The organism is Pseudomonas sp. GM55, assembly GCF_000282395.1.
In the GTDB taxonomy this organism is placed as follows: domain Bacteria; phylum Pseudomonadota; class Gammaproteobacteria; order Pseudomonadales; family Pseudomonadaceae; genus Aquipseudomonas; species Aquipseudomonas fluorescens_CC.
In genome coordinates this window covers 123084-146729 of record NZ_AKJJ01000051.1, presented here as the reverse complement: position 1 = coordinate 146729, position 23646 = coordinate 123084, and the positions used below count along the sequence as shown (strand labels likewise).

22 protein-coding genes and 1 other RNA gene are annotated in these 23646 nt (G+C 58.9%); 10 read left to right on the top strand and 13 right to left on the bottom strand.

The genetic code is table 11. The features are described 5' to 3' along the window. The first annotated feature begins 97 nt into the window (after nt 1–97). Complete coding sequence (locus PMI31_RS14545; protein ID WP_238539289.1) at nt 98–1093, top strand: metallophosphoesterase; 996 nt, start codon at nt 98–100, stop codon at nt 1091–1093. A 189-nt stretch (nt 1094–1282) separates the two neighbouring features. Here PMI31_RS14545 and PMI31_RS14540 read toward each other — a convergent pair whose 3' ends face one another. After that, nucleotides 1283–2689 carry a DUF2252 domain-containing protein gene (locus tag PMI31_RS14540; protein ID WP_008018810.1) on the bottom strand — a complete coding sequence of 469 codons (1407 nt, stop codon included), beginning with the start codon at nt 2687–2689 and terminating at the stop codon, nt 1283–1285. A 142-nt stretch (nt 2690–2831) separates the two neighbouring features. On the opposite strand from PMI31_RS14540, the gene PMI31_RS14535 reads away from it, so the two are divergent. Then, nucleotides 2832–3740 carry a YeeE/YedE thiosulfate transporter family protein gene (locus PMI31_RS14535; protein ID WP_008018809.1) on the top strand — a complete coding sequence of 303 codons (909 nt, stop codon included), beginning with the start codon at nt 2832–2834 and terminating at the stop codon, nt 3738–3740. Between the two features lie 59 nt (nt 3741–3799). Here PMI31_RS14535 and PMI31_RS14530 read toward each other — a convergent pair whose 3' ends face one another. After that, nucleotides 3800–4261, bottom strand: a complete 462-nt coding sequence (locus tag PMI31_RS14530; protein ID WP_008018808.1) for a cysteine hydrolase family protein — start codon at nt 4259–4261, stop codon at nt 3800–3802. A 296-nt stretch (nt 4262–4557) separates the two neighbouring features. On the opposite strand from PMI31_RS14530, the gene PMI31_RS14525 reads away from it, so the two are divergent. Further along, nucleotides 4558–4821 carry a hypothetical protein gene (locus PMI31_RS14525; protein WP_008018806.1) on the top strand — a complete coding sequence of 88 codons (264 nt, stop codon included), beginning with the start codon at nt 4558–4560 and terminating at the stop codon, nt 4819–4821. 97 nt (nt 4822–4918) lie between these two features. On the opposite strand, the gene ssrA is transcribed toward PMI31_RS14525, so the two are convergent. From ssrA to PMI31_RS14490, 8 genes are all read right to left on the bottom strand, one after another. Then, nucleotides 4919–5315, bottom strand: a transfer-messenger RNA (tmRNA) gene (gene ssrA / locus PMI31_RS29950). A 94-nt stretch (nt 5316–5409) separates the two neighbouring features. Continuing rightward, entirely contained in the window at nt 5410–5688 is a 279-nt protein-coding gene (locus PMI31_RS14520) for a hypothetical protein (RefSeq protein WP_008018805.1), read from the bottom strand. Nucleotides 5689–6022: 334 nt separating this feature from the next. Then, nucleotides 6023–6298, bottom strand: a complete 276-nt coding sequence (locus PMI31_RS14515; protein ID WP_008018804.1) for a hypothetical protein — start codon at nt 6296–6298, stop codon at nt 6023–6025. Between the two features lie 192 nt (nt 6299–6490). Then, nucleotides 6491–9301, bottom strand: a complete 2811-nt coding sequence (locus PMI31_RS14510; RefSeq protein WP_008018803.1) for an FAD-binding and (Fe-S)-binding domain-containing protein — start codon at nt 9299–9301, stop codon at nt 6491–6493. Continuing rightward, a complete protein-coding gene (locus PMI31_RS14505; RefSeq protein ID WP_008018802.1) occupies nt 9298–9969 on the bottom strand; it encodes a LutC/YkgG family protein in 672 nt (223 codons plus the stop codon). The genes PMI31_RS14510 and PMI31_RS14505 overlap by 4 nt, the downstream gene beginning before the upstream one ends. Beyond that, a complete protein-coding gene (locus PMI31_RS14500; RefSeq protein ID WP_008018801.1) occupies nt 9969–11423 on the bottom strand; it encodes a LutB/LldF family L-lactate oxidation iron-sulfur protein in 1455 nt (484 codons plus the stop codon). Before PMI31_RS14500 ends, PMI31_RS14505 begins: the two co-directional genes overlap by 1 nt. Beyond that, the gene (locus PMI31_RS14495; RefSeq protein WP_008018800.1) at nt 11420–12244 is read right to left on the bottom strand and encodes a (Fe-S)-binding protein; all 825 of its coding nucleotides are present in this window, start codon (nt 12242–12244) and stop codon (nt 11420–11422) included. The genes PMI31_RS14500 and PMI31_RS14495 overlap by 4 nt, the downstream gene beginning before the upstream one ends. A gap of 150 nt (nt 12245–12394) precedes the next feature. Beyond that, the gene (locus PMI31_RS14490) at nt 12395–14089 is read right to left on the bottom strand and encodes a lactate permease LctP family transporter (protein ID WP_008018799.1); all 1695 of its coding nucleotides are present in this window, start codon (nt 14087–14089) and stop codon (nt 12395–12397) included. A 262-nt stretch (nt 14090–14351) separates the two neighbouring features. Between PMI31_RS14490 and PMI31_RS14485 the strand changes: the two genes are divergently transcribed. After that, nucleotides 14352–15119: an FCD domain-containing protein gene (locus PMI31_RS14485; protein WP_008018798.1), complete on the top strand. Its 768-nt coding sequence runs from the start codon at nt 14352–14354 to the stop codon at nt 15117–15119. 100 nt (nt 15120–15219) lie between these two features. Here the strand turns inward: PMI31_RS14485 and smpB are convergent, their stop codons facing one another. After that, a complete protein-coding gene (gene smpB / locus PMI31_RS14480) occupies nt 15220–15702 on the bottom strand; it encodes an SsrA-binding protein SmpB (protein WP_007988707.1) in 483 nt (160 codons plus the stop codon). A 117-nt stretch (nt 15703–15819) separates the two neighbouring features. Here smpB and PMI31_RS14475 point away from each other — a divergent pair, with 117 nt between their 5' ends. The 3 genes from PMI31_RS14475 to PMI31_RS14465 are packed head-to-tail and all read left to right on the top strand — an operon-like array spanning nt 15820 to nt 17972. Then, complete coding sequence (locus PMI31_RS14475) at nt 15820–17223, top strand: sodium-dependent transporter (RefSeq protein WP_008018797.1); 1404 nt, start codon at nt 15820–15822, stop codon at nt 17221–17223. A gap of 7 nt (nt 17224–17230) precedes the next feature. Continuing rightward, nucleotides 17231–17665: a type II toxin-antitoxin system RatA family toxin gene (locus tag PMI31_RS14470; protein ID WP_008018796.1), complete on the top strand. Its 435-nt coding sequence runs from the start codon at nt 17231–17233 to the stop codon at nt 17663–17665. Beyond that, entirely contained in the window at nt 17658–17972 is a 315-nt protein-coding gene (locus tag PMI31_RS14465; RefSeq protein ID WP_008018795.1) for an RnfH family protein, read from the top strand. The genes PMI31_RS14470 and PMI31_RS14465 overlap by 8 nt, the downstream gene beginning before the upstream one ends. Nucleotides 17973–18032: 60 nt before the next feature. Here PMI31_RS14465 and PMI31_RS14460 read toward each other — a convergent pair whose 3' ends face one another. After that, entirely contained in the window at nt 18033–18560 is a 528-nt protein-coding gene (locus PMI31_RS14460; protein WP_008018794.1) for an outer membrane protein assembly factor BamE, read from the bottom strand. A gap of 97 nt (nt 18561–18657) precedes the next feature. Here PMI31_RS14460 and fur point away from each other — a divergent pair, with 97 nt between their 5' ends. After that, nucleotides 18658–19062 carry a ferric iron uptake transcriptional regulator gene (fur, locus tag PMI31_RS14455; RefSeq protein WP_003197684.1) on the top strand — a complete coding sequence of 135 codons (405 nt, stop codon included), beginning with the start codon at nt 18658–18660 and terminating at the stop codon, nt 19060–19062. 79 nt (nt 19063–19141) lie between these two features. Here the strand turns inward: fur and recN are convergent, their stop codons facing one another. Then, nucleotides 19142–20815, bottom strand: a complete 1674-nt coding sequence (gene recN / locus PMI31_RS14450) for a DNA repair protein RecN (RefSeq protein ID WP_008018793.1) — start codon at nt 20813–20815, stop codon at nt 19142–19144. 241 nt (nt 20816–21056) lie between these two features. Between recN and grpE the strand changes: the two genes are divergently transcribed. Both grpE and dnaK read left to right on the top strand, forming a co-directional pair. Next, nucleotides 21057–21623 carry a nucleotide exchange factor GrpE gene (gene grpE, locus PMI31_RS14445; RefSeq protein ID WP_007988694.1) on the top strand — a complete coding sequence of 189 codons (567 nt, stop codon included), beginning with the start codon at nt 21057–21059 and terminating at the stop codon, nt 21621–21623. Between the two features lie 103 nt (nt 21624–21726). Further along, nucleotides 21727–23643 carry a molecular chaperone DnaK gene (gene dnaK / locus PMI31_RS14440; protein WP_008018792.1) on the top strand — a complete coding sequence of 639 codons (1917 nt, stop codon included), beginning with the start codon at nt 21727–21729 and terminating at the stop codon, nt 23641–23643. Nucleotides 23644–23646: the final 3 nt, after the last annotated feature.

Below are 23646 nucleotides of genomic sequence, written 5' to 3'. Positions count from 1 at the left end.
CGCCAACCAATCTGACATTCGATGCCCGGTGAGTCCCTGATTGAATCGCACAAATCCCCCCTCGCAATTTATAAAACGCCTGGTGCTCAGAAGGGGCGTGCTCGGCTCAAGCATTGCCCTTGTTCTACTGCTGATCGCGGGCAGTTACTGGCTATTCACGCCGCCGTCACCCTATGTTCCGCTGAGCGGCCTGGACCCCGCGGCAGTGTCGTTGATTGCCGTGGGCGATCAAGGCAGCGGTGACCTGCAACAGTGGCGAGTGGGGCAAGCCATGGAGCGCGTCGCGGCCCGGGAGGGGCGCCTGGACATGGTGGTTTTCCTCGGCGACAACTTCTACGGCAAGCCATTGACCGGGACTCACGATTATCGTTGGGGAACCCGATTCGAACGTGTCTATTGGGGGCACTGGCTCAGCCATGTGCCGTTTTACGCCGTGCTGGGTAACCACGATTACCCGGTGTCGCAAAAATACGAGATCGAGTACGGCCAACAGCGCAAGGGGTCGGGTCGCTGGCAGATGCCGGCGAATTTCTACGTCAAGGATTTCGGTGACGTCGACGGGCGACCATTGGTGCGAATGGTGTTCCTCGACACTTCGGCGCCACGTGAACGTCTGCAGCAGCAAATCGACTTGATCGATCAGGCGTTCCAGGCACCCGGACCGGCTCCGGTATGGCGAATAGCCGCGTCCCATCACCCGGTGCGCAATCAAGGCGAGCATGGCGAAGAGTCGGATCTGGTTACCCGGCTGTTGCCAGTGTTGCAACGCAACCACGTCGATCTGCTTTTGTCGGGTCATGATCACAACCAGCAATTGCTGTTGCGTGCTGGTGAACCCGCGTGGGTGATTTCCGGGGCGGGTGGCCAGAAACTGGATGTCCTGCAAACGCCAACGCCGAATAGCACCTTTACTGCCTCACGGGCTGGTTTTGCCAAACTCGACCTGAGTGCCACTCAACTCAGGCTGGGGTATTACAACGACCGAGGCTATCTGGAATCCGGTTATCGCTGGGCCAGAGACTGCCAGTGGATGGCCAAAGGCTGTTTGCTGCCCGAGCAATCGCAAGGGAATGGCGCGCAAGCGGCACAGTGATGGGCAGTGTCGGCCGGATAAAATCAGCGGTGGCCGTCAGACAAAATCGCAGGCAAAAAAAAGCCCGCGGGAGGGCGGGCAAACCGTAGTTTCTTGAATGAGCCAGTGCAATGTACAGGCAGGAACGCAACCGTGGGGTGAAGAAAAATTCATCTCGACCAAAGCCCTGTACCAGAGCTTGCGACACCGTTACGGCAAATGATCCGCGGCAAAATCGGCTTCCGACCGTGCACGCAATCGGCCCTTGCGGCAGGCTTGCTGGAACTGCTCGAAATCGCGCTCGTTCTGCTCGGTATAACCCCGGGCGTATTTGTAGAGCGCGTCGGCCAGTGCCTCGCTCTTGCCGATGTAGCCGCTGATCACTGCCGCGCGCCCGGAAGACTTGGCATGGGCACGAGCCAGGGCCCGGCCGCAGAGCCGTCCATAGGCCGCGAATGCGTCGCCATCGAAGGTTTCGAGTTCGGCGGAGATTTTCATATCGCGCAATTGCCGCACATAGAAATGCCGCCCGCTGGGACCGGTGGTCCAGCCGAGGAACAAGTCGCTGGCCGACTGCATCAACCGCTGACCGTCGACCACTCGCTGCCCTTCATGCCGCACCCGCGACTTGGCCTTCACGTAGCCGGCGAGCACCGAGCGCCGCGCCTCCTTGAATTGCAGGAACAACGGGAACTCCTGATCGTCGGTCAGCAGCGCCACCAGGCAACGGGTGCCGACACTGCCGACGCCCACCACTTTGAACGCCATGTCCTGAACGTGAAAACGCGACACCAGATCGCGGCGGTCCGCTTGCAGGGTGCCGCGATAGTCGCGCATGAAGGTGTCGTAGAGCGGACGCCAGTCCGAGAGGCGCAACCAGTCATCATCGGCGTCCAGCAGCGTGGTGTTCTTGTGCAGGTGGAAAATTTCCGGCAGGTCATCGCGAATAATCAGACGACCATGGGCGTCGCGTTCGCTGATTTTTGGCAGCAGTTCGGCATGGGTGCGACGCTCGGCTTTTTCGATGGCGCGTTGCACGTGTTCCAGGGTGCTTTTGTTGGCCTGTGCCAGCAGGTCGTCATAGCTGATGGATTCGTACCAGGTTTCCAGCGAACTTTGTTCGGCGCATTCGAGCATGGTTTTCTGATAGGCCCCCACAACCTGATGGCAAACCGTCTCTTCAACCGTTTCCCCATGACGCAGATCGTGAGCCGCCACCAGGAAACTCGCCACCAGACGTTTCAAGTCCCACTCCCACGGTCCGGGATGGGCTTCGTCGAAGTCGTTGACGCTGAACAACAGGTTGCGCTCAGGCGTTGCGAACCCCCCGAAATTCATCAAGTGGCAATCGCCGCAAATCGGCGAAACCAGCCCCATGTTAGAAGTGCCCGCCAAGTCGTGGGCCTGCAGCAGCGCATTGCCGCGATAGAAGGTGAACGGTGACACCAGCATGCGACCGTAGCGCAACTCCACCAGCGATTTGACGCGTCCTTCACTCGACGCCTTGATCAGCGGTATCGGGTCGCGGGCGACATTTCCCAAGGACGCTTGCGAACGGCGCGAGCACTTCTTGCGCGCATTCTTGCCTTGCTTCAAACGGTCGGTGAGGGTGGTCATGGGGGCCTATTCGACAGGTGTTGTAGGGCGTTTGCGAATGGAGTGTAGAAGGGCTTTGCGGGTTCATCCGAAGTGTTTGCCCAGCGACTAATCTGTCTGTCAGGCATCGACCCGATGCGACCACCTGGAAACAAGGAGGCCTGTGTATTCACTGCTCATTTCGCTATTGCTGGCGTTCCTCATCGGCTGGGTGTCTCAGCGCATGGGCATGTGCCTGGTCAATGCCATGGGGCTGCTGCTCAAACGCCGGCCGACCCTGTTCGTGTCGCTGGTCAGTTGCGGTTTGTTCGGTCTTTTACTCGCGCCGGTCTATGCCTTGTCTGGCGTCAGTCAGCCGCTGTTCATCCCCGAGGTTGGCTATCTGTCACTGGTCGGTGGCGGAGTGCTGTTCGGCCTTGCCTCGGTGCTCAACGACGGATGCAGCGTCGGTACTCTCACCAAGCTCGCCAGCGGCAACCTCAACAAGGCCTTTACCATCCTCGGTTGGGTGCTGGGCATCGTGCTGTGGCATCACCTGAACATGCTGACCGAACAGCGGGCGCTGCAAATGCCGATGATCACTGGCCGTCATTACTGGCTGGTCATCGGCATCGTGCTGCTGATTCTTCTGTACTTGATCCGGATTCACGGCGACAAACACCTGGTGCTGTCGAGCCTGTTGCTGGGCGCCCTGACCGGTGCTCTCTACACCTTCGAACCGCAGTGGACGCCCAGCGTGTTCTTCTATGATCTTTCGCAAATGTTCCGGGGCCCGGGCGACACCTCATTGACCACCCCGCGTGTGGCGGTGTTCGCCATGCTGATGCTGGGCATGCTCTGTTACACCTTGCATCGCCGCACGTTCAACTATCAGCGGTTCGCAGTGATGACCGCGGGCAGGCACCTGCTCGCGGGCGTGTTGATGGGGACCGGCGCGTCGATGATGCTGGGTGGCAATGACTCGCAGATTCTGTTGGTGTTTCCGACGCTGACCTGGGTGGGGGCGGTGCCGTTGGTGTCGATTGTATTGGGGATATTGGTGGGGGTTGGGGTGAGGCGGCTGCGTGGTTGATTGATCGCGGCTTTGAGTTGGTGGATCTCAAACGACAGCTTTAGCGTGAATGCAACAGCTTACAAATCCACCCATTTTACCGTGTGCTTGAAATGATGCTCCCAAAGCCTGACCCCTAACCCGCCCGTCCGGTCCAGCGACGACCCCACCGTCAAATCCGTAATCAGCGTCGGCTGCAAACCTGCATCAAACAGCGCAAACCCCGCCGCCAGGCAGCAGGTTTCGGTCTGCAGGCCACACACCAGCACGCGCTCGACATTCAGGCTTTTCAGGTAGTCGATGGTTTCCGCTGTGGGCGCGTAGCCGTGCTTGATAAAGATGCGGTCGGCGGGGATCAGGCTGTCATCGCCCGGCGCGGGGTGCCAGCCGAGCTGTTTTTCAAAGGGGGTTATGGACTCGTCGTGGCGCTCGACCGTGGCGACACTGGGCAGGGTGCCGATGAGAGCCTGGATACCGTCGACCAGCCACTGCGGCGGGGCGAAGCTGGGTTGAACGTCGATGATCAGGAGGGCTTGGTGCATGAGCTTCTCGGGGGGAGATGGCTGTGAGATAGGCGACTGTGAATGCAACATATTCTGGAGGGTCTCGCTGGCCTCTTCGCGGGCAGGCCAGTTGCAAAGCTAAGTCGTTAGGGATGTCCTTATTGAAATCATGCACATAACAACCATTGCGCGACTGCTGATGCGACCCTATCGTCAGATTTTACGTACCACAACGTGTTTTTGTGAGTTGTGAGCGTACGATGTAATGCACGTTTTCGCGGAATTCCCGGGTGAGTAATCGAAGTGACTGATCGATAAAGCGTTGGAGAAAAATCATGATTCGCAAGCGCTACTTGAAAGCCTTGGCAATGCTGCTCATCGCCGCTGGCGTGCAGTGGGTGACGCTACCTGCCTACGCGACCGAGCAGGGTCAACAGCGGCGTGAAGCTCGCGATACCAGGCAGGAAGGGCGCTCCGCTGCCCGGCAAACCAAGGATGATTGTAGAAGGGGCAATGACAAGAGCAATGTTGAATGTCGCCAGGACAAGCGCAGTACCAAGCAGGATACCCGTCGCACAGCCCGGGATATCAAGTACTGATCGGTTGGCGTGAGGCCTGCTTCAGACTGTTGTAGAGCTTGCGATACACCCAGAAACAAGAAAGCCCGCACAAGGCGGGCTTCGTTGGTGTCTCAATTGGTGGAGCCGGGGGGATTTGAACCCCCGTCCGCCAGTACTCCGCTGTCGGTACTACATGCGTAGCCGTGTCTATTAAGTTAACCCTCAGCGACCCGACGGGCAGGGTGCTTTGGGCGAGTTGTGTAAGTTTTAGCCGCTTCGTCCACAACGTACTGCACGGCGATTCTGTTCTATATGACAATCACTTTGGGTTTACAGACATCCCCTGGTGATTGCTGGACCCGAAGGTACCAGAAGCTCAGGGCTAAGGCTGCTTACGCAGCGAGAGCGAATTCCTGGCCGTAGTTTTCGTCATTGGCAACTATAAGTAGTTGCAACAGTGGATTTACGAGTTCTGTTACCAACTCGGCATGCACCTAAAGTTTCGCAACCGGCGTCGAATCCTAAACGGCCCCGAGCCTGATGCTCTGTGAATCAAGTGAGCAGCAGGCACATACAGTGTACGTCATCACGCTCCGGAAGGCCAACCCGAAGGTTGGCCACCGCAAATCATGGGTTGGGCTCGTTGCTCTGTTTGTCAGCAAGTGCCAAGGCCTGGGTGGCCTCGGTGACGCATTTTCTGTCGTCTCCGGAAGCTTGTGAGGCTTCGGCGCTGGACATCAGTCTTTTGATCTCCATTGTGGTGTTTCCGGAGGTCGCCGGCAGCGCATTCACTTTGCCTTTGAGCTCTTGCAGCTTGCTCCTGCAAAGGTTGTTGTCCGCAGCAAATACGGGAGAGGTCAACATTGCAGCAGAAATGAGCAAACCAGCGAGTGCGGTACGTTTCATGGATATCTCCTGGAGCGGATGGTCTCGGTGCTGACGTGTGAGGGGGCGGTCAGGCCGAGTCCGAAAAACAGCCACGATTGATGGGCCCTGTCTAAAAGACTGCGACGCAACGCAAGAATTCGGTTTTTTCAGAAAACGTGTCGAGTTTTTTCCAGCGATGCGCACGGTCACACATTTCCAGACCCCAGATGCACAAAACCCGCTTCTGGCGGGTTTTGGTTTGCTTCGTATCGGACGCAGCCGGGCTTTGAACTCCCGGCTGCCGGTACTCCGTTGTCGATGTACGCCAACAAGGCCCGGAAGGCCAGCCCGAAGGCTGGCCCCGAGCTGAGAGTTACTTCCCGCCTTTGCTCGCGTTCTTGAGGTCCTGGATGGTTTGGTTGGTCTCGGCGATGCAATCATCAGTACCTTGTTTGGTGCCTTTTGCATGGTCGGTTTTGGCTTTCTCGACAGAGTCCGCCACTTGCTCAGCCATTTCTGGAGGAATCTGTGCCTTGGCGTTTTCGATGGTTTGCAGATTCACCGCGCATTGATCTTTTTCGGCGGCAAACGAGGGGGAAGCCAGCATTGAGGCAGTAACGAACAGACCAAACAGTACAGAACGTTTCATGAGTATCTCCTTGAACTGAGTGGCCAGGCATCGCTGACCATCAGGACGGGCTGCCGAGTATTGGAAAATCCCGCATTGGCGGGACTTGATCGGTGGACTGCGGCGACACGTCAGGGTTCTGTCTTTCTGTGTTGATACCCGCAAGAAACTACTGATCAGGCGCCTGAATGCGCCTTCCTTGAGGCCTTGTCATCAGGTCACCCTGGCCTGGGTAACGCGGTCCACCAGATAGACTAGCCCGTGGTAGTCGATTCCGCCGTGTTGTGTCAGGCCAATCTCGCAAGTGCGGCTGGTGGAAACCCCCTCGCTGCATTGCTGCACCGCGTCCTTGAGCGTGCGCAGCGAATGGGCGTTCAACTGCGGCGTGGTGAAACCTTTGTCGCCAGCGAAGCCGCAGCAGTGGATACCTTCGGGAATGACCACATTTTTGCTGCACTTGCGCGCCAGATCGATCAGCGCCTGGCTTTCTCCGAGGTGCTGAGTGCTGCAGGTCACGTGCACGGCAATCGGTGCCTCCTGAGGCGTGAACGTCAGGCGATCCATCAGGTGCGTGCGGATGAAGCGCACCGGGTCGTACAGGTCCAGGCGGGTGTCACCCAGGTCCTGGACCAGACGCAAGGTGCACGGGCTGGTGTCGCAGTAGATCGGGTCGAGCCCGCCGCGGCTGGCGTGCAGCAAGGCGCCAATCAGTTCCTGGCGTTTGTGTTCGGCTTGCTCTGCGTAGCCTTTGGACGCGAACGGCTGGCCGCAGCACAGGCTGTCCAGGTTGTCCGGGAAAACCACTTGATAACCGGCCTTTTCCAGCAGGCCGCGGGTCTTGTCGTGCAGCGACATTTGCTCCTTGTCGCCCGCCGCCGGCCCCATGGCCCTTGATACGCACGCGGCCAGGTACACCACCCGCGGACGCTCATCGGTGATCGCCGGGCTGAAGCGAATCGGCCGTTCAGGCTGGGGCATCGCATTGGTCCACTGCGGGATTTGCCCTTTGGACAGTTTGCTCACGGTTGCGGAAAGCCTTGCCAGTCGCGGCGCTCCCAGCAACAGGCGCGCACCATTGGCGACATGCAGGGTAAAACGCGCCCCTTGCAGTGCCGTGGCGAAATGTCCTTCAAGCCAGTTGGCAGTTTTCGTATGCGTTGCCTTGCGGCTGCGCAGCTTTTTCACCAGCTCGCCGGTATTGATGCCGACCGGGCAACGTTGCGCGCACAGGCCGGTGGCGGCACAGGTGTCGATGCCCTGGTATTCGTACGCGGCTTCGAGTTCGGCGGTATCGATGCCGGCGCGTTTTTTCGCCTGAATGTCGCGCCAGATCACGATGCGTTGGCGCGGGCTCAAGGTCAGGTCTTTCGACGGGCAGACCGGCTCGCAGAAACCGCATTCGATGCACTTGTCGACAATTTCGTCGGCAGCCGGCAATGGCTTGAGGTGCTTGAGGTGGATTTGTGGGTCTTCGCTGAGCACCACGTCGGGGTTGAGAATGCCGTTGGGGTCGAGCAGACGCTTGAGTTGCCACATCAACTGGTAGGCATCGCTGCCCCATTCCAGCTCGACGAACGGCGCCATGTTGCGCCCGGTGCCGTGTTCGGCTTTCAGCGAACCGCCGAACTCCACGGCCACCAGTTGCGCCACGTCGTCCATGAATGCCTGATAGCGTGCGACTTCTTGCGCGTTGTTGAAGCCTTGGGTAAAGACGAAGTGCAGATTGCCTTCCAGTGCGTGTCCGAAAAGAATCGCTTCGTCGTAGTGATGTTTGTCGAACAGTTCGATCAGGCGGTTTACGCCGATGGCCAGTTGTTCGACCGGGAAGGTCACGTCTTCGATGATCACCGTAGTGCCGGTCTTGCGCACGGCGCCGACGGCAGGGAAGGTGTCTTTGCGGATGGCCCAGAGGCGGGCGTTTTCCTGCGGGTCTTCAGTGAAATCGACCTGCTTTTCCACCGGGAACGCCTGCAGCGACGCCATGATCTGCGCCAGTTGTTCGTGCAGCAAGGTGGTCGACGCGGCGCGGGACTCGATCAGCAAGGCGCAGGCATTGTTCGACAGATGCTGTACGAAAGGCGGCATGCCGGGCTTGTCCTGCACTGAACGCAGGCTGCGTCGGTCCAGCAGTTCCACGGCCGATACCGGTTGGCTTTTCAATACGGTGACGGCGTTGCAGCAGGTCTCGACATCGGGGAACACAATCAGGGCCGAGGCCTTGTTCGGGTGGTCGATCACTGTGTCGTAGGTCACCGCACTGATGAACCCGAGCGTGCCTTCGGAGCCCACCAGCAAGTGGCTCAAGATATCCACAGGCTCGTCGAAATCCACCAGGGCATTGAGCGACAGGCCGGTGGTATTTTTCAGACGGTATTTGTGGCGGATTCTTGCAGCCAGCTCGGCGTTGGCGCGGGTCTCGCGCCCCAGTGTCGCCAGGCGCTCCAGCAGGGCGGCGTGGCTTTGGCGAAACGCCGCGACGCTGGCGGGATCTTCAGTGTCGAGACGACTGCCATCGGCCAGCACCAGGCGAATGCCGGCCAGGGTGTGATAGGTATTTTGCGCCGTGCCGCAGCACATGCCGCTGGCATTGTTGGCGACGATGCCGCCGATTTTGCAGGCATTGATCGAGGCCGGGTCGGGGCCGATCTTGCGTCCGAACGGCGCCAGCCAGGCGTTGGCCTGGGCACCGATCACGCCGGGTTGCAGGCGGATTTGCGCGCCTTGGCCGCGGATCTCGCGACTGTTCCAGTTATCCCCCAGCACGATCAGCACCGAATCGCTGATCGCCTGACCGGACAAACTGGTGCCGGCAGCACGGAAGGTCACCGGCACCCGATCGCGTTGCGCCAGTTGCAGCAGCGCCACCACTTCTTCTTCGGACTCGACACGGATCACCAGTTGCGGAATCAAACGATAGAAGCTGGCGTCGGTGCCGAAGGCCAGGGTCGACAGCGGATCGTCGAAACGTCGCTCTTGAGGAATCAGTTGTTGTACATCACGCAGGAAAGCGGCCGGTAGACTCATTGGTCCTCCAGGATCAGCACCACCAGGTCTTTCGGACCGTGGGCGCCGTACGCCAGCACTTGCTCGATGTCGGCGGTTTTCGACGGGCCGGACACCAGCAACGCATTGGTCGGCATGCCCTGTGCCCATTCGAATTCCTGCTGCACCTGATAGAAGTTGTCGCGGATTTCGCTGGCCTTGAGCAGGGCGAAATGCACCGGTGGCGCGAGGCTCATCAAACGCGGTTCTTCCCGCGTCGGCCAGAGAATCAGGCTGCCAGTTGCCGCAATGGCGCCGAGGGTGCCGGTCAGACTCGCTGGAGTGTCGTTGAACAGTTCGGCCTTCCACTCCTCAACCGGGCGGTCGTAGGCCTTGAGCATTGGCAGGCCGGGATTTTTCGCCCAGTGCTGGGTGATCCGTTGACCGTGTGGCGTGGTTGGTGCGATCAGCAGGCTCGGCAACTGGCGGTCCCGCAGTAATTGCGCGAGTAGCTTCGGCCACTTCTCGCCGGACGTCAGATGGATTTCCGTGTGCACCGCTTCCATCAGTTTGCGCAGTTGCGCAATGCGTTGCTCAGGCGCGTAGGTGTAAGGTTGGGTCACCAGATCGACATCAAAGTTGTCGGCCACCGGCGTGGTGCCTGTCAGACTTTTACGCAGTTTGGCGAGGATATTTTGCTTGGCGCTCATCAGCGGTCCCCCTGTTTGGCCAAGTGCTCGCGGGCCATGTCATGCAGTGAGCGGGCGGCGGGTTTTGGTGCGCTGTGGTTTTGCGTCCACGGGCCGACATTGCTCGGCGTGAGGGCGCGCAAACGGGTGGCGAAGAAGCCGAACAGGCGATACAGCGTCGGCGAACTGTTGAGCTTCGCCCAGGCGTTCCAGAGGAACCGTTCCTTGCGCGAATACTTGCTGCCCTGGCCTCGCATCACTTGATGGGGGCTGTCCGGGGCCTTGACGTTTTCTTCCCGCAGGCGCCGCAGTAGCGAAGGGATCGGGATTTTGACCGGGCAGACTTCTCCGCAGGCGCCGCACAGCGAAGAAGCGCTCGGGTGATCCGGGACTTTCGCCAGGCCAACCATGTGCGGGGTGACGATTTTTCCGATAGGGCCGGGGTAAACCTCTCCATAGGCATGGCCGCCGATTCGGGTATACACCGGGCAATGATTCATACAGGCGCCACAGCGGATGCAGTTCAGGGTCTGGCGCAATTCGCTGTCGGCAAAGGCCTGGCTGCGGCCATTGTCGAGCAGCACGAGGTGCACTTCCTGCGGGCCGTCGAGCTCATGCGCTTTGCGCGGGCCGGAGATCATATTGACGTAAGTGGTGATCGGAATACCCAGGGCCGAACGGGTCAGCAGCGACAGCAGCGGCACCACATCGCGCAGGTTTTCCACGACTTTTTCGATACCGGTGACGGCGATATGCACCGGCGGCACAGTGGTAGTCATGCGGCCGTTGCCTTCGTTTTCCACCAGCAGCAGGGTGCCGGTTTCGGCCACGGCGAAGTTGACACCGGAGACGCCAATGTCCGCTTCGAAGAATTTCTGCCGCAAGACCTTGCGACCGATCTGAATGAGTTGGTCAACGTCCTTGGTGTATTCCACCCCAAGTTTGTCGTGGAACAAGGACGCGACCTGACCGGCATTCTTGTGGATCGCCGGCATGATTATGTGTGAAGGCTTCTCGTGGTCGAGCTGGACGATGTATTCCCCCATGTCGGACTCCAGGCATTCAATGCCTTGAGCCTCGAGGAAATGGTTCATCTCCATCTCTTCGCTGACCATCGATTTGCCCTTGATCACTTGCCGCCCCTCGTGAGCGCGGATGATCGAGAGGACGATGCCATTGGCTTCGTCCACCGTTTCCGCCCAGTGCACTGTCACACCGTTGCGGGTCAGGTTCTGTTCCAGTTGCTCGAGCAGCTCGGGCAACTTGGATAACGCGCGGGCGCGGACGGCATTGCCCAGCGCGCGCAAATGTTCTCTTTCATGGGCATCGCTGAAAGCCGCTGCCCGTTTGCTCATCAGTGAATCCATCGCCTTGCGAAAGTTGTTTCGCAATTGCGCGTCACCCAACGCTTGGTGGGCGCGGGTGCGGAAATCTTCTTCTACGGCGACCGTAGGAATAATCGCGGAAGTGTTCATCTGGCACCTCCGGTACGCTGCCAGAGGAAACTGGCCAGATGCTGGCCGCGCAACGCTTCCTGCTGTTTTTCCAGCGAGCCGTTGATGTTCATCAAACAACCGCAGTCGGCACTCAACACCTTGTGCGCGCCGGACTCCTTCAACGCCCGGGTCTTGTCAGCCACCATCGCGCCGGAAATGTCTGGCATACGGACGCTGAATGTCCCGCCGAAGCCACAACACTCACTTTCGTGATCGTGATTGACTCGTTCCACATTGCTCAACTGCGACAACAATTCGCGGCCATGCAGGTGGGTGTTCATTTCACGGCGTGCCGAGCACGAGGTGTGCAGCGCCACTTTTACCGGATCGCCTTTGTCCTTGAACTGCACCTTGCAGACAAACAACAGGAACTCGGCCAATTCGTAGGTTCTGGCGGCCAGCGCCTGAACCTGTTTCAACGTCTGCGGCTCGTCCTTGAACAAGTCCGCGTAATGCTCGCGCAGCATGCCCGCGCAGGAACCCGACGGCACCACCACCGGATAATCCCCGGCAAACAACGCCAGTTGCGAGCGCGCCACGGTCCGTGCCTGTTCGGTGTAACCCGAGGTGTAGGCCGGTTGGCCGCAGCAGCTTTGCCCTTGCGGGTACTCGACACGAATGCCTTCGCGCTCCAGCAGGTGGATCGCGTCCATCCCGGCTTCGGGGTAGAACAGATCGACCACGCACGTCCCGAACAGGTAAACCCGTGACGGTTTCTCGCTGGGGTATTGCCGAGGCTCGGGCAGTGGCGGGGCGACACGGGTCGCATTCGGCACAGCGTTGTAAAAAAGCTCGCTCATCAGGCGTGTCTCCGGGTGGGCCCGGTTATCCGTCCGCTGAGGCTGCTGAATATAGAGAGAGTTGCTTTCAGCAGCCTTACAGACCGGGTTGTGAATTGCTGACACCGGAATCACGGACCGGCGTCGGTTATTTCCATGTCGCTTGTAGTCTTAATGCACCAGCATGCCGGTGAACCAGTAGGCCTGGGCCAGGGTGATCAAGCCGACAATCGTTGCAAAGAATAGGCTGTGCTTGAGGGTGAAGCGGAACAGATCCGATTCTTTGCCCACCAGACCGGTTGCGGCGCAGGCCACGGCGATCGACTGTGGCGAGATCATCTTGCCAGTCACGCCGCCGCTGGTGTTCGCCGCCACCAGCAAGGTGTCGTTGACACCGATCTGGTGCGCGGTAGTCGCTTGCAGCGAACTGAACAGGGCGTTGGACGACGTATCGGAACCGGTGAGGAACACGCCCAGCCAACCGAGGAACGGCGAGAAGAACGGGAACGCCGCGCCCGTCGCCGCCAGTACCAGGGCCATGGTCGAGGACATGCCCGAGTAGTTGGTGACAAAGGCAAACGCCAGCACCATGCCGATGGACAGGATCGGCCAGCGCAGTTCGTAGAAAGTCTCTTTCAAAGTGGTCAGACCAGTTTTGAAGTTGACCTTCAGCACCAGCATCGAGATCAGCGCCGAGAAGAAAATCGCCGTGCCGGTGGCGGAAATCGGGTCCAGTTTGAACACTGCCGGAATGGCGGTTGGCGTAGCCACGATCGGCGCGGTCTTGATGACCAGTTGATCCAGATGTGGAATGGCAAAGTTGAACACGAAGCTGTACATCGAACCGCCGGCGGCAAACATGGCCTTGAACGGCTTCAGGGTCCAGATGGTCACCAGTACGGTGAGAATCAGGAACGGCGACCAGGCCTTGAATATTTCCCCGAGGCTGTAGGGCGATGCCACGGTGGTGCGCTTCTGGCCGAAACCACCGGCGCTGGCGCTTACTACCGAGGCCGATACAGCCCCCACGATGTGTTGGCCGGCGGCGCGTTTCGGTTGCCAGACTTTCAGGAACAGGGTCAGAGAAATCAGACTGGCCAGGGCCGAGGTGATGTCCGGCAGTTCCGGGCCGATGAAGTTCGAGGTGAAGTACTGGGTCACGGCAAAGCTCAAACCGGCCACCAGGGCTGCCGGCCAGGTTTCCCGCACGCCGCGCAGGCCATCCATCATGAACACCAGCCAGAACGGCACGAACATCGACAGCAGCGGCAGTTGGCGACCGGTCATGGCGCCGATCTTGAAGGCGTCGATGCCGGTCACTTGCCCGGCGACAATGATCGGAATGCCCAGAGCGCCAAAGGCAACCGGTGCGGTGTTGGCGATCAGGCACAAGCCGGCGGCGTACAGCGGGTTGAAACCCAGTCCTACCAGTAGGGCCGCGGTAATCGCCACCGGTGCGCCAAAACCGGCCGCGCCTTCGAGGAAGGCGCCGAAGCAGAAACCGATCAGCAGGACCTGCAGGCGCTGGTCATCGGTGATCGACAGCACCGAACTGCGGATGACTTCGAATTGGCCACTCTTGACCGTCAGTTTGTAGAGGAACACCGCTGCCACAATGATCCAGGCAATCGGCCACAGGCCATAGGCGAAGCCATACCCGGCGGCGGCGAACGCCATATCGACCGGCATCTGGAAGGCGAAGATCGCTACCAGAATCGACAATGCCAGGGTGATGCTGCCGGCGACATGCCCTTTGAGACGGAACACGGCCAAGGCCAGGAAGAAAAATACGATGGGGATAACGGCTGCGAGTGCGGACAGGCCGAGGCTGCCGAGCGGGGTATAGAGCTGTTGCCAGGTTTGCATATGGGGTGGCCCCTAATTGTTGTTGGTCAGGCACTGATCAGCGTTCTTGGATAATTGGTAAGACCAATTTACAATCGCTGTTGGCTAGGGTAAAAGCCTTGTAGGCGGTGTGTCAATTTGCCGCCCTAAAACTTTTGTCGAATGCAAAGTGCGCAGGCCGTCTGACTGGTATGACCAAATGCGCCGTGGCAGGTGCTGGCGCGGCGCCGATAGGCCAGAATAGAGCCCCCGGCGAACCGTCGGATCGTGGAGAAATCGAGTTATGGGGTTTGATCAAATTCGTCAGCGCCGTTTGTCTGACGATATTGTCGAGCAGCTTGAGGGCATGATCCTCGAGGGCACGTTGAAGGCGGGTGAGCGTTTGCCGGCCGAGCGTGCGTTGGCCGAACAATTTGGCGTGTCACGCCCTTCGTTGCGCGAAGCCATTCAGAAGCTGACCGCCAAGGGATTGCTGGTCAGTCGCCAGGGCGGTGGCAACTATGTGGTGGAATCACTGGGGAGCACTTTCAGTGATCCTTTGCTGCATCTGCTGGAAAGCAACCCCGAGGCGCAACGCGATCTGCTGGAGTTTCGTCATACGCTGGAAGCGTCCTGCGCCTACTACGCGGCGCTGCGTGCCACTGATGTGGATCGCGAGCGACTGACCGCGGCATTCAACGAATTACAGGACTGCTATTCGCGTCACGAAGAGGTGAGCCGCGCCGAAGAGGGGGCTGCGGACGCAAAGTTTCATTTGGCGATCGCCGAGGCCAGCCACAATGCCGTGTTGCTGCACACCATTCGCGGGCTGTTCGACCTGCTCAAGCGCAACGTGGTGACCAACATCGGTGGCATGTACAAGCAGCGCACTGAAACCCGCGACATGCTGATCACGCAGCATCGGGAGTTGTATCAGGCGATTATCGAAGGGCGGGCGGAGCAGGCGCGGGAAGTTTCCAGTCGACACATATTGTATGTGCAGGAAGTGCTGGAAGAAGTGCGTCAGGAGGTGCAGCGCATGGCCCGGGCGGAGCGGCGCAAGGGGATGTAGCCAGTCGGTTCTGTATCGTTTGCGAGATTGCTTTCGCGGGCAGGCCCGCTCCTACAGGTACACCGAAACCCTGTGGGAGCGGGCTTGCCCGCGAAGGAAATTACTCTTCCTTGCCCTTGTTGCGCACCGCGCGCTGCAACTCGCGACCGGCGTCGCGTTCGCGCTCGGTATCACGCTTGTCGTATTCCTTTTTACCCTTGCCCAGAGCGATCTCGCACTTGACCATGTGCTTGCTCCAGTACCAGGACAGGCACACGCAGGCGTAACCCTTTTGCTGCACGGCAGCGGAGAGTTTTTCCAGCTCGCGCCGATTGAGCAGCAATTTACGGGTGCGAACCGGATCAGCGATGACGTGGGTGCTGGCGGTCGTCAGGGGCGTGATGTGACTGCCGAGCAGCCAGGCTTCGCCATCCTTGAGCAGTACGTAGCTGTCGACCAGCTGCAACTTGCTTGCCCGCAGACTTTTTACTTCCCAGCCGGCCAGGACCAGGCCAGCCTCGAACCGATGCTCGATGAAGTAATCGTGTCGCGCCTTTTTATTTTGCGCGATGGTCCCTGTTGGGTGTTTCTTCTGTTTAGCCATAGGGGCGGCATTATAGGGAGTTGCACGCGAGTCGGCTACGGTGTTGCTACGTGCTTGAGCAGGTTGATTGAATCCCGGACAATGCGGCCTCTTTTTTGAACGCTGGGCGTGATAGCGATGTCGACAGACAAGGTTTCAGTCCACGGCAGTTGGGCTAGCCGCTGGGTCTTCATACTCGCCGCGACCGGTTCGGCTGTGGGGCTGGGTAGTATCTGGAAATTCCCGTACATGGTCGGCGTCTATGGCGGCGGCGCCTTCGTGCTGATGTTCCTGGTTTGCATTGCGCTGATTGGCGTGCCGGTCATGCTGGCGGAAACCCTGATCGGCCGGCGTGCCCGGCACAGCCCGGCCAATGCCTTGAAGGCGCTGGCGATTGAGGCGGGGCACTCGGGCAAATGGTCCTGGGGCGCATTTGCCGGAATGATCACGGCGTTGCTGATCCTGTCTTTCTACAGTGTGGTTGGCGGCTGGTCGCTGGATTACATCATCGACATGGGGCGTGGCGACTTCCAGGGCGTGACGCCGGATCAGGTGGGGGCTTACTTTGGCAATGTGATCGCCGATCCCTGGCGCCTGACACTTTGGCACACGATTTTCATGCTGTTGTCCGCGGTGGTGATCGCCAAGGGCGTGGTTGCCGGGCTTGAACGCAGTTTGCGTATCATGATGCCCTTGTTGTTCGTGATGGTCCTCGTGCTGCTGGGTTACAGCATGACCACCGGCCATTTCATGGACGGTGTGCATTTCATGTTCGACTTCCATCCGGAAAAGGTCCTGGACGGTTTGTTGCCCGCGATGGGGCATGCGTTTTTTTCCCTGAGCGTCGGTGTAGGCTCGATCATGATCTATGGCGCCTACATGCCAAAGGACTCGTCGATATCGGGGACTGTCGTTGGCGTGGCGCTGCTCGACACCTTCGTGTCCCTGGTGGCCGGCCTGGCATTGTTTCCGATTGTTTTTGCAGCGGGCCTGAATCCGAGCGAAGGGCCGGGGCTGATGTTCGTCAGCCTGCCGTTTGCCTTCGGTAACGTGGCGTTCGGGCAATTGATGGGGGTGGTGTTCTTCGTGCTGGTGGCGGTCGCTGCCTGGAGTTCGGCGATTTCCCTGCTTGAACCGATGGTGGCCTACCTGGTCGAGCGCACTAAAGTGAGTCGTGCATGGGTCACCTTCTGGTTGGCTTTCAGCTGCTGGTTTGTCGGCCTGGGTACGGTGTTTTCCTTCAATATCTGGAAGGAGGCCAAGTTCTTCGTGAGCGAAGGCGGTATGTTCCACCTCTACCAGTGGGGTGCAACCGGTGGTCTCGACTTCTTTGGCGTGATTGATTTCTTTACCTCGCGACTCATGTTGCCGCTTGGCGGTTTGTGTTTCGTGGTGTTTGCGGGCTGGATCATGGGGCGTGAAGCGGTGCGCGACGAGTTGTCGATGCGCAATCCTGCGCTGTTTGGTCTGTCCTTGTTCTTGATGCGCTATGTGGCGCCCATCGGCATCCTCGTAGTGTTTGCCGCCCAGCTGTGGAAGTAACGCTGACATGACGACACACATTTCACGTTCGGCCTTGCTGCCGTACCCGGCACAAGCGCTGTATGACCTGGTCAACGACGTTGCTCGTTATCCGGAGTTTCTGCCGTGGTGCTCATCGGCTGAAGTCCTGGAGAGCTCGCCTGAGCATATGCGGGCGAGCGTTGGCGTGGCGAAGGGTGGCCTCAGCCAGCATTTCGTGACGCGCAATACCCTGGTTCCTGGCCAGTCGATCGAAATGAACCTTGAGGAAGGCCCGTTCACTCAGTTGCACGGCATCTGGGTGTTCAAGGCGTTGACCGATAAGGCTTGCAAGATCAGCCTGGACCTTTCATTCGATTACGCAGGGCCGATTGTTCGGGCGACCCTGGGACCCTTGTTCAATCAGGCGGCCAATACGCTGGTGGATGCATTCTGCCAGCGGGCCAAGCAAATGCATGGTTGAGGCGGATATCGGGGTTGAGGTGGTGTATGCCGCCGTTGATCGCCAGATGCTTGTGCCGGTGAAAGTGCCAGCAGGAACGACTGTTCGCGCCGCTTTGCTGAAATCCGGTATAGGTCAGGCATTTCCTGAGCTGGATTTGGCTGAATGTCCTGTGGGGATCTTCGGTAAGGTCGTTGCCGATCCCGACAGCCGTTTGGTTCAGTCGGGGGATCGCATCGAGATTTATCGGCCGTTGCTGGCTGATCCGAAAGAGGTTCGCCGGCTGCGTGCGGCCAAGGCTGCCGAGGCGAAGGCCCGGAATCAGTAAGCCACCGAACGCCAGACAATAAAAAGCCCGGGCATGCCGGGCTTTTTATTGCGTCGCAAATTATTGCGGCGAGGTTTCCAGTGGTCGCGGCGTCGGGACAGGAACGGTTTCTACACCGTCGACGTCCTTCTGGATCTGGTCCAGCAACGAGCCTGGCTTGACCGGTTTTTCCGGTTTTGGCTTTTCGACGTTTTCTGCAGGGGCAGTCACTGTCGTGCCGCTGTCCTTGCCGAGAATGGCTTCGTCGCGGCTCACGCCTGGCATGAAATCGCCAGAGAGGCTGACAAGCTGATCATTTGGGTTGAAGATAACGCTGATGCGTTCTTGCTGGCGTTCACCGCCACCTGGTTGCAGGCTGTACAGATAATCCCAGCGATCGGCATGGAACGTGTCAGTCAACAGAGGGTTGCCCATGATAAACCGTACTTGCTTACGGGTCATTCCCGGGCGTAACTGGTCTATCATGTCCTGCGTGACGACATTGCCCTGCTGGATGTCGATTTTGTAAACCCCGGGGAATGAACAACCGGCGAGTGCGAGCAGTCCCACAAAGGTGAAACTGGTTAGCAAGAGCTTGGTGTTTTGCATCGGTGGGCGACTTCCACTATCTTGGCTGGGACAACGTAAACGCCGATCATACCCGCATTAAGAGAAGCTGCGAAGCAGCATCGCGAGAAAGCTGACCATGGTTGAAAATAGCGAACTACGCAAAGCCGGCCTCAAAGTGACCCTTCCACGGGTCAAAATTCTGCAAATGCTCGATTCCGCCGAGCAGCGCCACATGAGTGCCGAGGATGTCTACAAGGCCCTTATGGAGGCTGGTGAGGACGTCGGTCTGGCCACGGTTTACCGTGTGCTGACCCAGTTCGAGGCAGCTGGCCTTGTGGTGCGGCACAACTTCGACGGAGGCCATGCGGTCTTCGAACTGGACGACGGAAAGCATCACGACCATATGGTCAACGTCGAAACCAGCGAAGTGATCGAATTCTTCGACGAAGAAATCGAGCGGCTTCAGAAAGCAATCGTCGACAAGTATGGCTTCGAGATGGTTGATCACAATCTGGTGCTGTACGTGCGCAAGAAAAAGTAAGCATGTCGCGCGAACATCGGTTCGCGAAACGAACGAAGGCGACCCCAGGGTCGCCTTCGTGCTTTCTGTCTCTATCTATTTAAGCTTTTGCGGCAACCACCATTTTTCTGGCATGGGCCAGGGACTCCTTGGTGAGGTCAATACCGCCCAGCATCCGAGCGACTTCTTCGACGCGGTCGTTTTTACTCAATCTGGAAACGGCTGTACGGGTGGCATCCTCACCGCGCACCTTGTGCACAAATAGATGCTGATGACCTTGCGCTGCCACTTGCGGCAAGTGGGTTACGGTCAGTACCTGCCCGCGCTCGCCGAGTCGGCGCAGCAGCTGGCCGACAATTTCTGCGGTCGGGCCGCCAATGCCGACGTCGACTTCGTCGAACACCAGGGTCGGAACGCGGGAAGTCTGTGCGGTGATGACCTGGATCGCCAGGCTGATCCGCGACAGTTCGCCGCCGGATGCCACTTTCGCCAGGGCCTTCAGCGGCTGGCCAGGGTTGGCGCTGACCAGCAGTTCTACCTGTTCCAGGCCATTGGGCAGTAGCTCATCGCTGCTGTTGGGGCGCAGTTCAATGGTAAAGCGCCCGCCAGGCATGCCCAGTCGCTGGATTTCCTGCTCGACCGCGCTGGCCAGGCTGTTCGACGCCTGGTGCCTCAGGTCGCTCAGTTCCCGGGCCCTTTCCTGATAGTGCCGAGCATAGGACGACAACTCATCGCTCAGTCGCTCGATGGATTCGTCGTTGGCGTTCAGGGTTTCGATCTCATCCAGCAGTTTCTGTTGCATCTCGGCAACTTCGGTTGGCTGGATGCGGTGCTTGCGTGCCAGGGTGTAGATCGCGTCGAGGCGTTCTTCAAGGTATTGAAGGCGCGACGGGTCGGCGTCGAAATTGTCGAGGAAGCGGTTCAGTTCACCTACGGCCTCTTCAACCTGGATCTGTGCGCTGGTCAACAAGCTGCTGGCTTCACCCAGCGCACCGATCGAGCTGTTCACGCTCGACAGGCGGTTGAGGCTGGCGGTGAGGGCGTTGAGGACATTCCCCGAATCACTTTCACTGCATTGCTCGACGACTTGCCGACAGATTCCTAGCAGGGTTTCAGCATTGGTCAGGTTCTTATGCTCTTGCTCAAGCTGCTCCAGCTCGTTGTCGCCAAGGCCGAGGTTTTCCAGCTCTTCGAGTTGATAGCTGAGCAACTGATGGCGGGCGCGTTGTTCGTCGCCGGAGTTGGAGAGTCGCTCCAGTTCCTGGCGGGTCTGGCGCCAGCGTTGGGCGGCGAGCTGAACCTGGCGGGCAAGATCCGTCGCGCCGGCATATTCATCGAGCAGGCGACGGTGGGTATCGGTCTTGAGCAGGGATTGATGTTCGTGCTGGCTGTGAATGTCGATCAACAATTCGCCCAGCGCCTTGAGGTCGCCCAGTGGGCAGGGCGTGCCGTTGATGTAGCCACGCGAGCGTCCTTCGGATGTGATCACCCGGCGCAGGATGCACGGGCCGTCGTTTTCCAGGTCGCGCTCGGCCAGCCAGGCGCTGGCTTCCGGAATGTCGACCAGGTCAAAGGTGGCCAGGATGTCGGCCTTGTCGGCGCCGGGGCGGACCACGCCGCTGTCGGCGCGATCACCCAGGGTAAGGCCTAGCGCGTCGAGCATGATCGACTTGCCCGCGCCGGTTTCCCCGGTGATCACGCTCATCCCGCGATCGAGTTCGAGATCGAGATGTTCAACGATGGCGTAGTTGTGTACGGACAGGTGCACCAGCATATGGGCCGCTCCCAGGTGTTAGGTCTGGTTATTTATACAGTGTTTTGTTTCTGGCTGACAATGCCCCTCGTTAGCTCGATTGGCTCGGTCCGACGAAACCCTTATCGCCCGCTGGAATGACAATGCAGTTGTTTTTTGTAGGGTTAATGATCGAGCCCCCCTTGAAGCCGGATTTTGCGGCCCCATATAGCTGGGCAGAAGCGCGAGTTGAGCTCGCGGACGATATTGAAAGGAGAAATCTATGGCTGACGAACAGACAGTGGATACGCAAAACCCAGACGCCAACCAGGCGCCCGAGGCTTCGGGTGAAGACCTGGCGGCTCGTGTACAAGTGCTCGAAGAGCAACTGGCAGGCGCTCAGGATCAGGCTTTGCGTGTAGCCGCCGATCTGCAGAACGTCCGCCGTCGCGCCGAGCAGGATGTGGAGAAGGCTCACAAGTTCGCGCTGGAAAAGTTCGCCGGCGACCTGCTGCCGATCGTCGACAGCCTGGAGCGCGGCCTGGAACTGTCCAGCCCGGACGACGAAAGCATCCGTCCGATGCGCGAAGGCATCGAGCTGACCCTGAAAATGTTCCACGACACCCTCAAGCGTTATCAGCTTGAAGCGATCGATCCGCATGGCGAGCCGTTCAATGCTGTTCAGCATCAGGCAATGGCCATGCAGGAAAGCGCCGATGTCGAACCGAACAGTGTTCTGAAGGTGTTCCAGAAGGGCTATCAGCTCAATGGACGCCTGCTGCGCCCAGCCATGGTCGTGGTCAGCAAGGCGCCTGCGCCGGTTTCGCCCTCGATTGACGAGCAGGCTTGAAATCCGCCGCAAGGCCCCCCATTTATAAGTCAAGCGTTTAAGTGCTACCGCAGTTAGCCACCACTGCTGCGGCAACCAAATCCAAAGTTTCGGGAGAGTGAACATGGGCAAAATCATCGGTATCGACCTGGGGACTACCAACTCCTGCGTCTCCGTGCTGGAAAACGGCAAGGCAAAAGTTATTGAAAACGCTGAAGGCGCGCGTACCACGCCGTCGATCATCGCTTACGCCAACGATGGCGAAATTCTGGTTGGCCAGTCGGCCAAGCGTCAGGCCGTGACCAATCCGCACAACACCCTGTATGCGGTGAAGCGTCTGATCGGTCGTCGTTTCGACGAAGAAGTCGTACAGAAAGACATCCAGATGGTCCCTTACAAGATCGTCAAGGCTGACAACAGCGACGCCTGGGTTGAAGTGAACGGCCAGAAAATGGCACCGCCACAAATCTCGGCTGAAATCCTGAAGAAGATGAAGAAGACCGCCGAAGACTACCTCGGCGAGACCGTGACTGAAGCGGTGATCACCGTTCCGGCCTACTTCAACGACAGCCAGCGTCAGGCGACCAAAGACGCTGGCCGCATCGCCGGTCTGGACGTAAAACGTATCATCAACGAACCAACCGCAGCCGCACTGGCCTACGGTATGGACAAGGCGAAGGGCGATCACACCGTGATCGTTTACGACCTGGGCGGCGGTACTTTCGACGTTTCCGTGATCGAGATCGCTGAAGTCGATGGCGAGCACCAGTTCGAAGTACTGGCCACCAACGGTGACACGTTCCTGGGTGGTGAAGACTTTGACATTCGTCTGATCGACTACCTCGTCGACGAATTCAAGAAAGAAAGCGGCATGAACCTCAAGGGCGACCCGCTGGCCATGCAGCGCCTGAAAGAAGCTGCTGAAAAAGCCAAGATCGAACTGTCCTCGAGCCAGTCGACCGACGTGAACCTGCCGTACATCACTGCAGACGCCACCGGTCCAAAGCACCTGAACGTGAAGATCTCCCGCGCCAAGCTCGAAGCGTTGGTGGAAGACCTGGTTCAGCGCACCATCGAACCTTGCCGCATCGCGATGAAAGATGCCGGTATCGACGTTGGCGCGATCAACGACGTGATCCTGGTGGGCGGTCAGACCCGTATGCCACTGGTTCAGAAGCTGGTAACCGAGTTCTTTGGTAAAGAAGCTCGTAAAGACGTGAATCCGGACGAAGCGGTTGCCATGGGTGCTGCCATCCAGGGCGCGGTACTGGCCGGTGACGTGAAAGACGTTCTGCTGCTCGACGTCAGCCCGCTGACCCTGGGTATCGAAACCATGGGTGGCGTGATGACTGCGCTGATCGAGAAAAACACCACGATTCCTACCAAGAAATCGCAAGTGTTCTCGACTGCCGACGACAACCAGGGCGCCGTGACCATTCACGTGCTGCAGGGCGAGCGTAAGCAAGCCGCGCAGAACAAGTCCCTGGGCAAGTTCGACCTGGCCGACATTCCACCAGCTCCACGTGGTGTGCCGCAGATCGAAGTGACCTTCGACATCGACGCCAACGGCATCCTGCACGTAGGTGCGAAGGACAAGGCTACCGGCAAGACTCAGTCGATCGTGATCAAGGCCAACTCCGGTCTGTCCGATGAAGAGATCGAGCGCATGGTGCGTGATGCCGAGGCGAATGCCGAGGAAGACCGCAAGTTCGAAGAGCTGGCTACTGCCCGCAACCAGGGCGATGCACTGGTTCACTCGACGCGCAAAATGGTTGCCGATGCCGGCGATAAAGTGACTGCTGAAGAGAAGACTGCAATCGAAGCGGCAGTGGTTGCCCTGGAAGCCGCCGTTAAAGGCGACGACAAGGCTGCTATCGAAGCCAAGGTTGAAGAGCTGTCGAAAGTCTCCGCTCCAGTGGCGCAGAAGATGTACGCCGAACAGGCTCAGCCTGCTGAAGGCGCGGCACCGCACGACGACAAGGCGCAAAAGGCTGACGACGTTGTCGATGCCGAGTTCGAAGAAGTCAAAGACCACAAGTAAGTT

Bases quoted from the DNA above. Each gene is read 5' to 3' on its own strand.
- PMI31_RS14460 (WP_008018794.1), bottom strand. From the start codon at position 18,560: ATGCAAAACACCAAGCTCTTGCTAACCAGTTTCACCTTTGTGGGACTG.
- grpE (WP_007988694.1), top strand. From the start codon at position 21,057: ATGGCTGACGAACAGACAGTGGATACGCAAAACCCAGACGCCAACCAG.
- PMI31_RS14525 (WP_008018806.1), top strand. From the start codon at position 4,558: ATGATTCGCAAGCGCTACTTGAAAGCCTTGGCAATGCTGCTCATCGCC.
- PMI31_RS14540 (WP_008018810.1), bottom strand. From the start codon at position 2,689: ATGACCACCCTCACCGACCGTTTGAAGCAAGGCAAGAATGCGCGCAAG.
- dnaK (WP_008018792.1), top strand. From the start codon at position 21,727: ATGGGCAAAATCATCGGTATCGACCTGGGGACTACCAACTCCTGCGTC.
- PMI31_RS14515 (WP_008018804.1), bottom strand. From the start codon at position 6,298: ATGAAACGTTCTGTACTGTTTGGTCTGTTCGTTACTGCCTCAATGCTG.
- PMI31_RS14470 (WP_008018796.1), top strand. From the start codon at position 17,231: ATGACGACACACATTTCACGTTCGGCCTTGCTGCCGTACCCGGCACAA.
- PMI31_RS14495 (WP_008018800.1), bottom strand. From the start codon at position 12,244: ATGAGCGAGCTTTTTTACAACGCTGTGCCGAATGCGACCCGTGTCGCC.
- fur (WP_003197684.1), top strand. From the start codon at position 18,658: ATGGTTGAAAATAGCGAACTACGCAAAGCCGGCCTCAAAGTGACCCTT.
- PMI31_RS14500 (WP_008018801.1), bottom strand. From the start codon at position 11,423: ATGAACACTTCCGCGATTATTCCTACGGTCGCCGTAGAAGAAGATTTC.
- recN (WP_008018793.1), bottom strand. From the start codon at position 20,815: ATGCTGGTGCACCTGTCCGTACACAACTACGCCATCGTTGAACATCTC.
- PMI31_RS14520 (WP_008018805.1), bottom strand. From the start codon at position 5,688: ATGAAACGTACCGCACTCGCTGGTTTGCTCATTTCTGCTGCAATGTTG.
- PMI31_RS14485 (WP_008018798.1), top strand. From the start codon at position 14,352: ATGGGGTTTGATCAAATTCGTCAGCGCCGTTTGTCTGACGATATTGTC.
- PMI31_RS14465 (WP_008018795.1), top strand. From the start codon at position 17,658: ATGGTTGAGGCGGATATCGGGGTTGAGGTGGTGTATGCCGCCGTTGAT.
- PMI31_RS14530 (WP_008018808.1), bottom strand. From the start codon at position 4,261: ATGCACCAAGCCCTCCTGATCATCGACGTTCAACCCAGCTTCGCCCCG.
- PMI31_RS14510 (WP_008018803.1), bottom strand. From the start codon at position 9,301: ATGAGTCTACCGGCCGCTTTCCTGCGTGATGTACAACAACTGATTCCT.
- PMI31_RS14490 (WP_008018799.1), bottom strand. From the start codon at position 14,089: ATGCAAACCTGGCAACAGCTCTATACCCCGCTCGGCAGCCTCGGCCTG.
- smpB (WP_007988707.1), bottom strand. From the start codon at position 15,702: ATGGCTAAACAGAAGAAACACCCAACAGGGACCATCGCGCAAAATAAA.
- PMI31_RS14505 (WP_008018802.1), bottom strand. From the start codon at position 9,969: ATGAGCGCCAAGCAAAATATCCTCGCCAAACTGCGTAAAAGTCTGACA.
- PMI31_RS14475 (WP_008018797.1), top strand. From the start codon at position 15,820: ATGTCGACAGACAAGGTTTCAGTCCACGGCAGTTGGGCTAGCCGCTGG.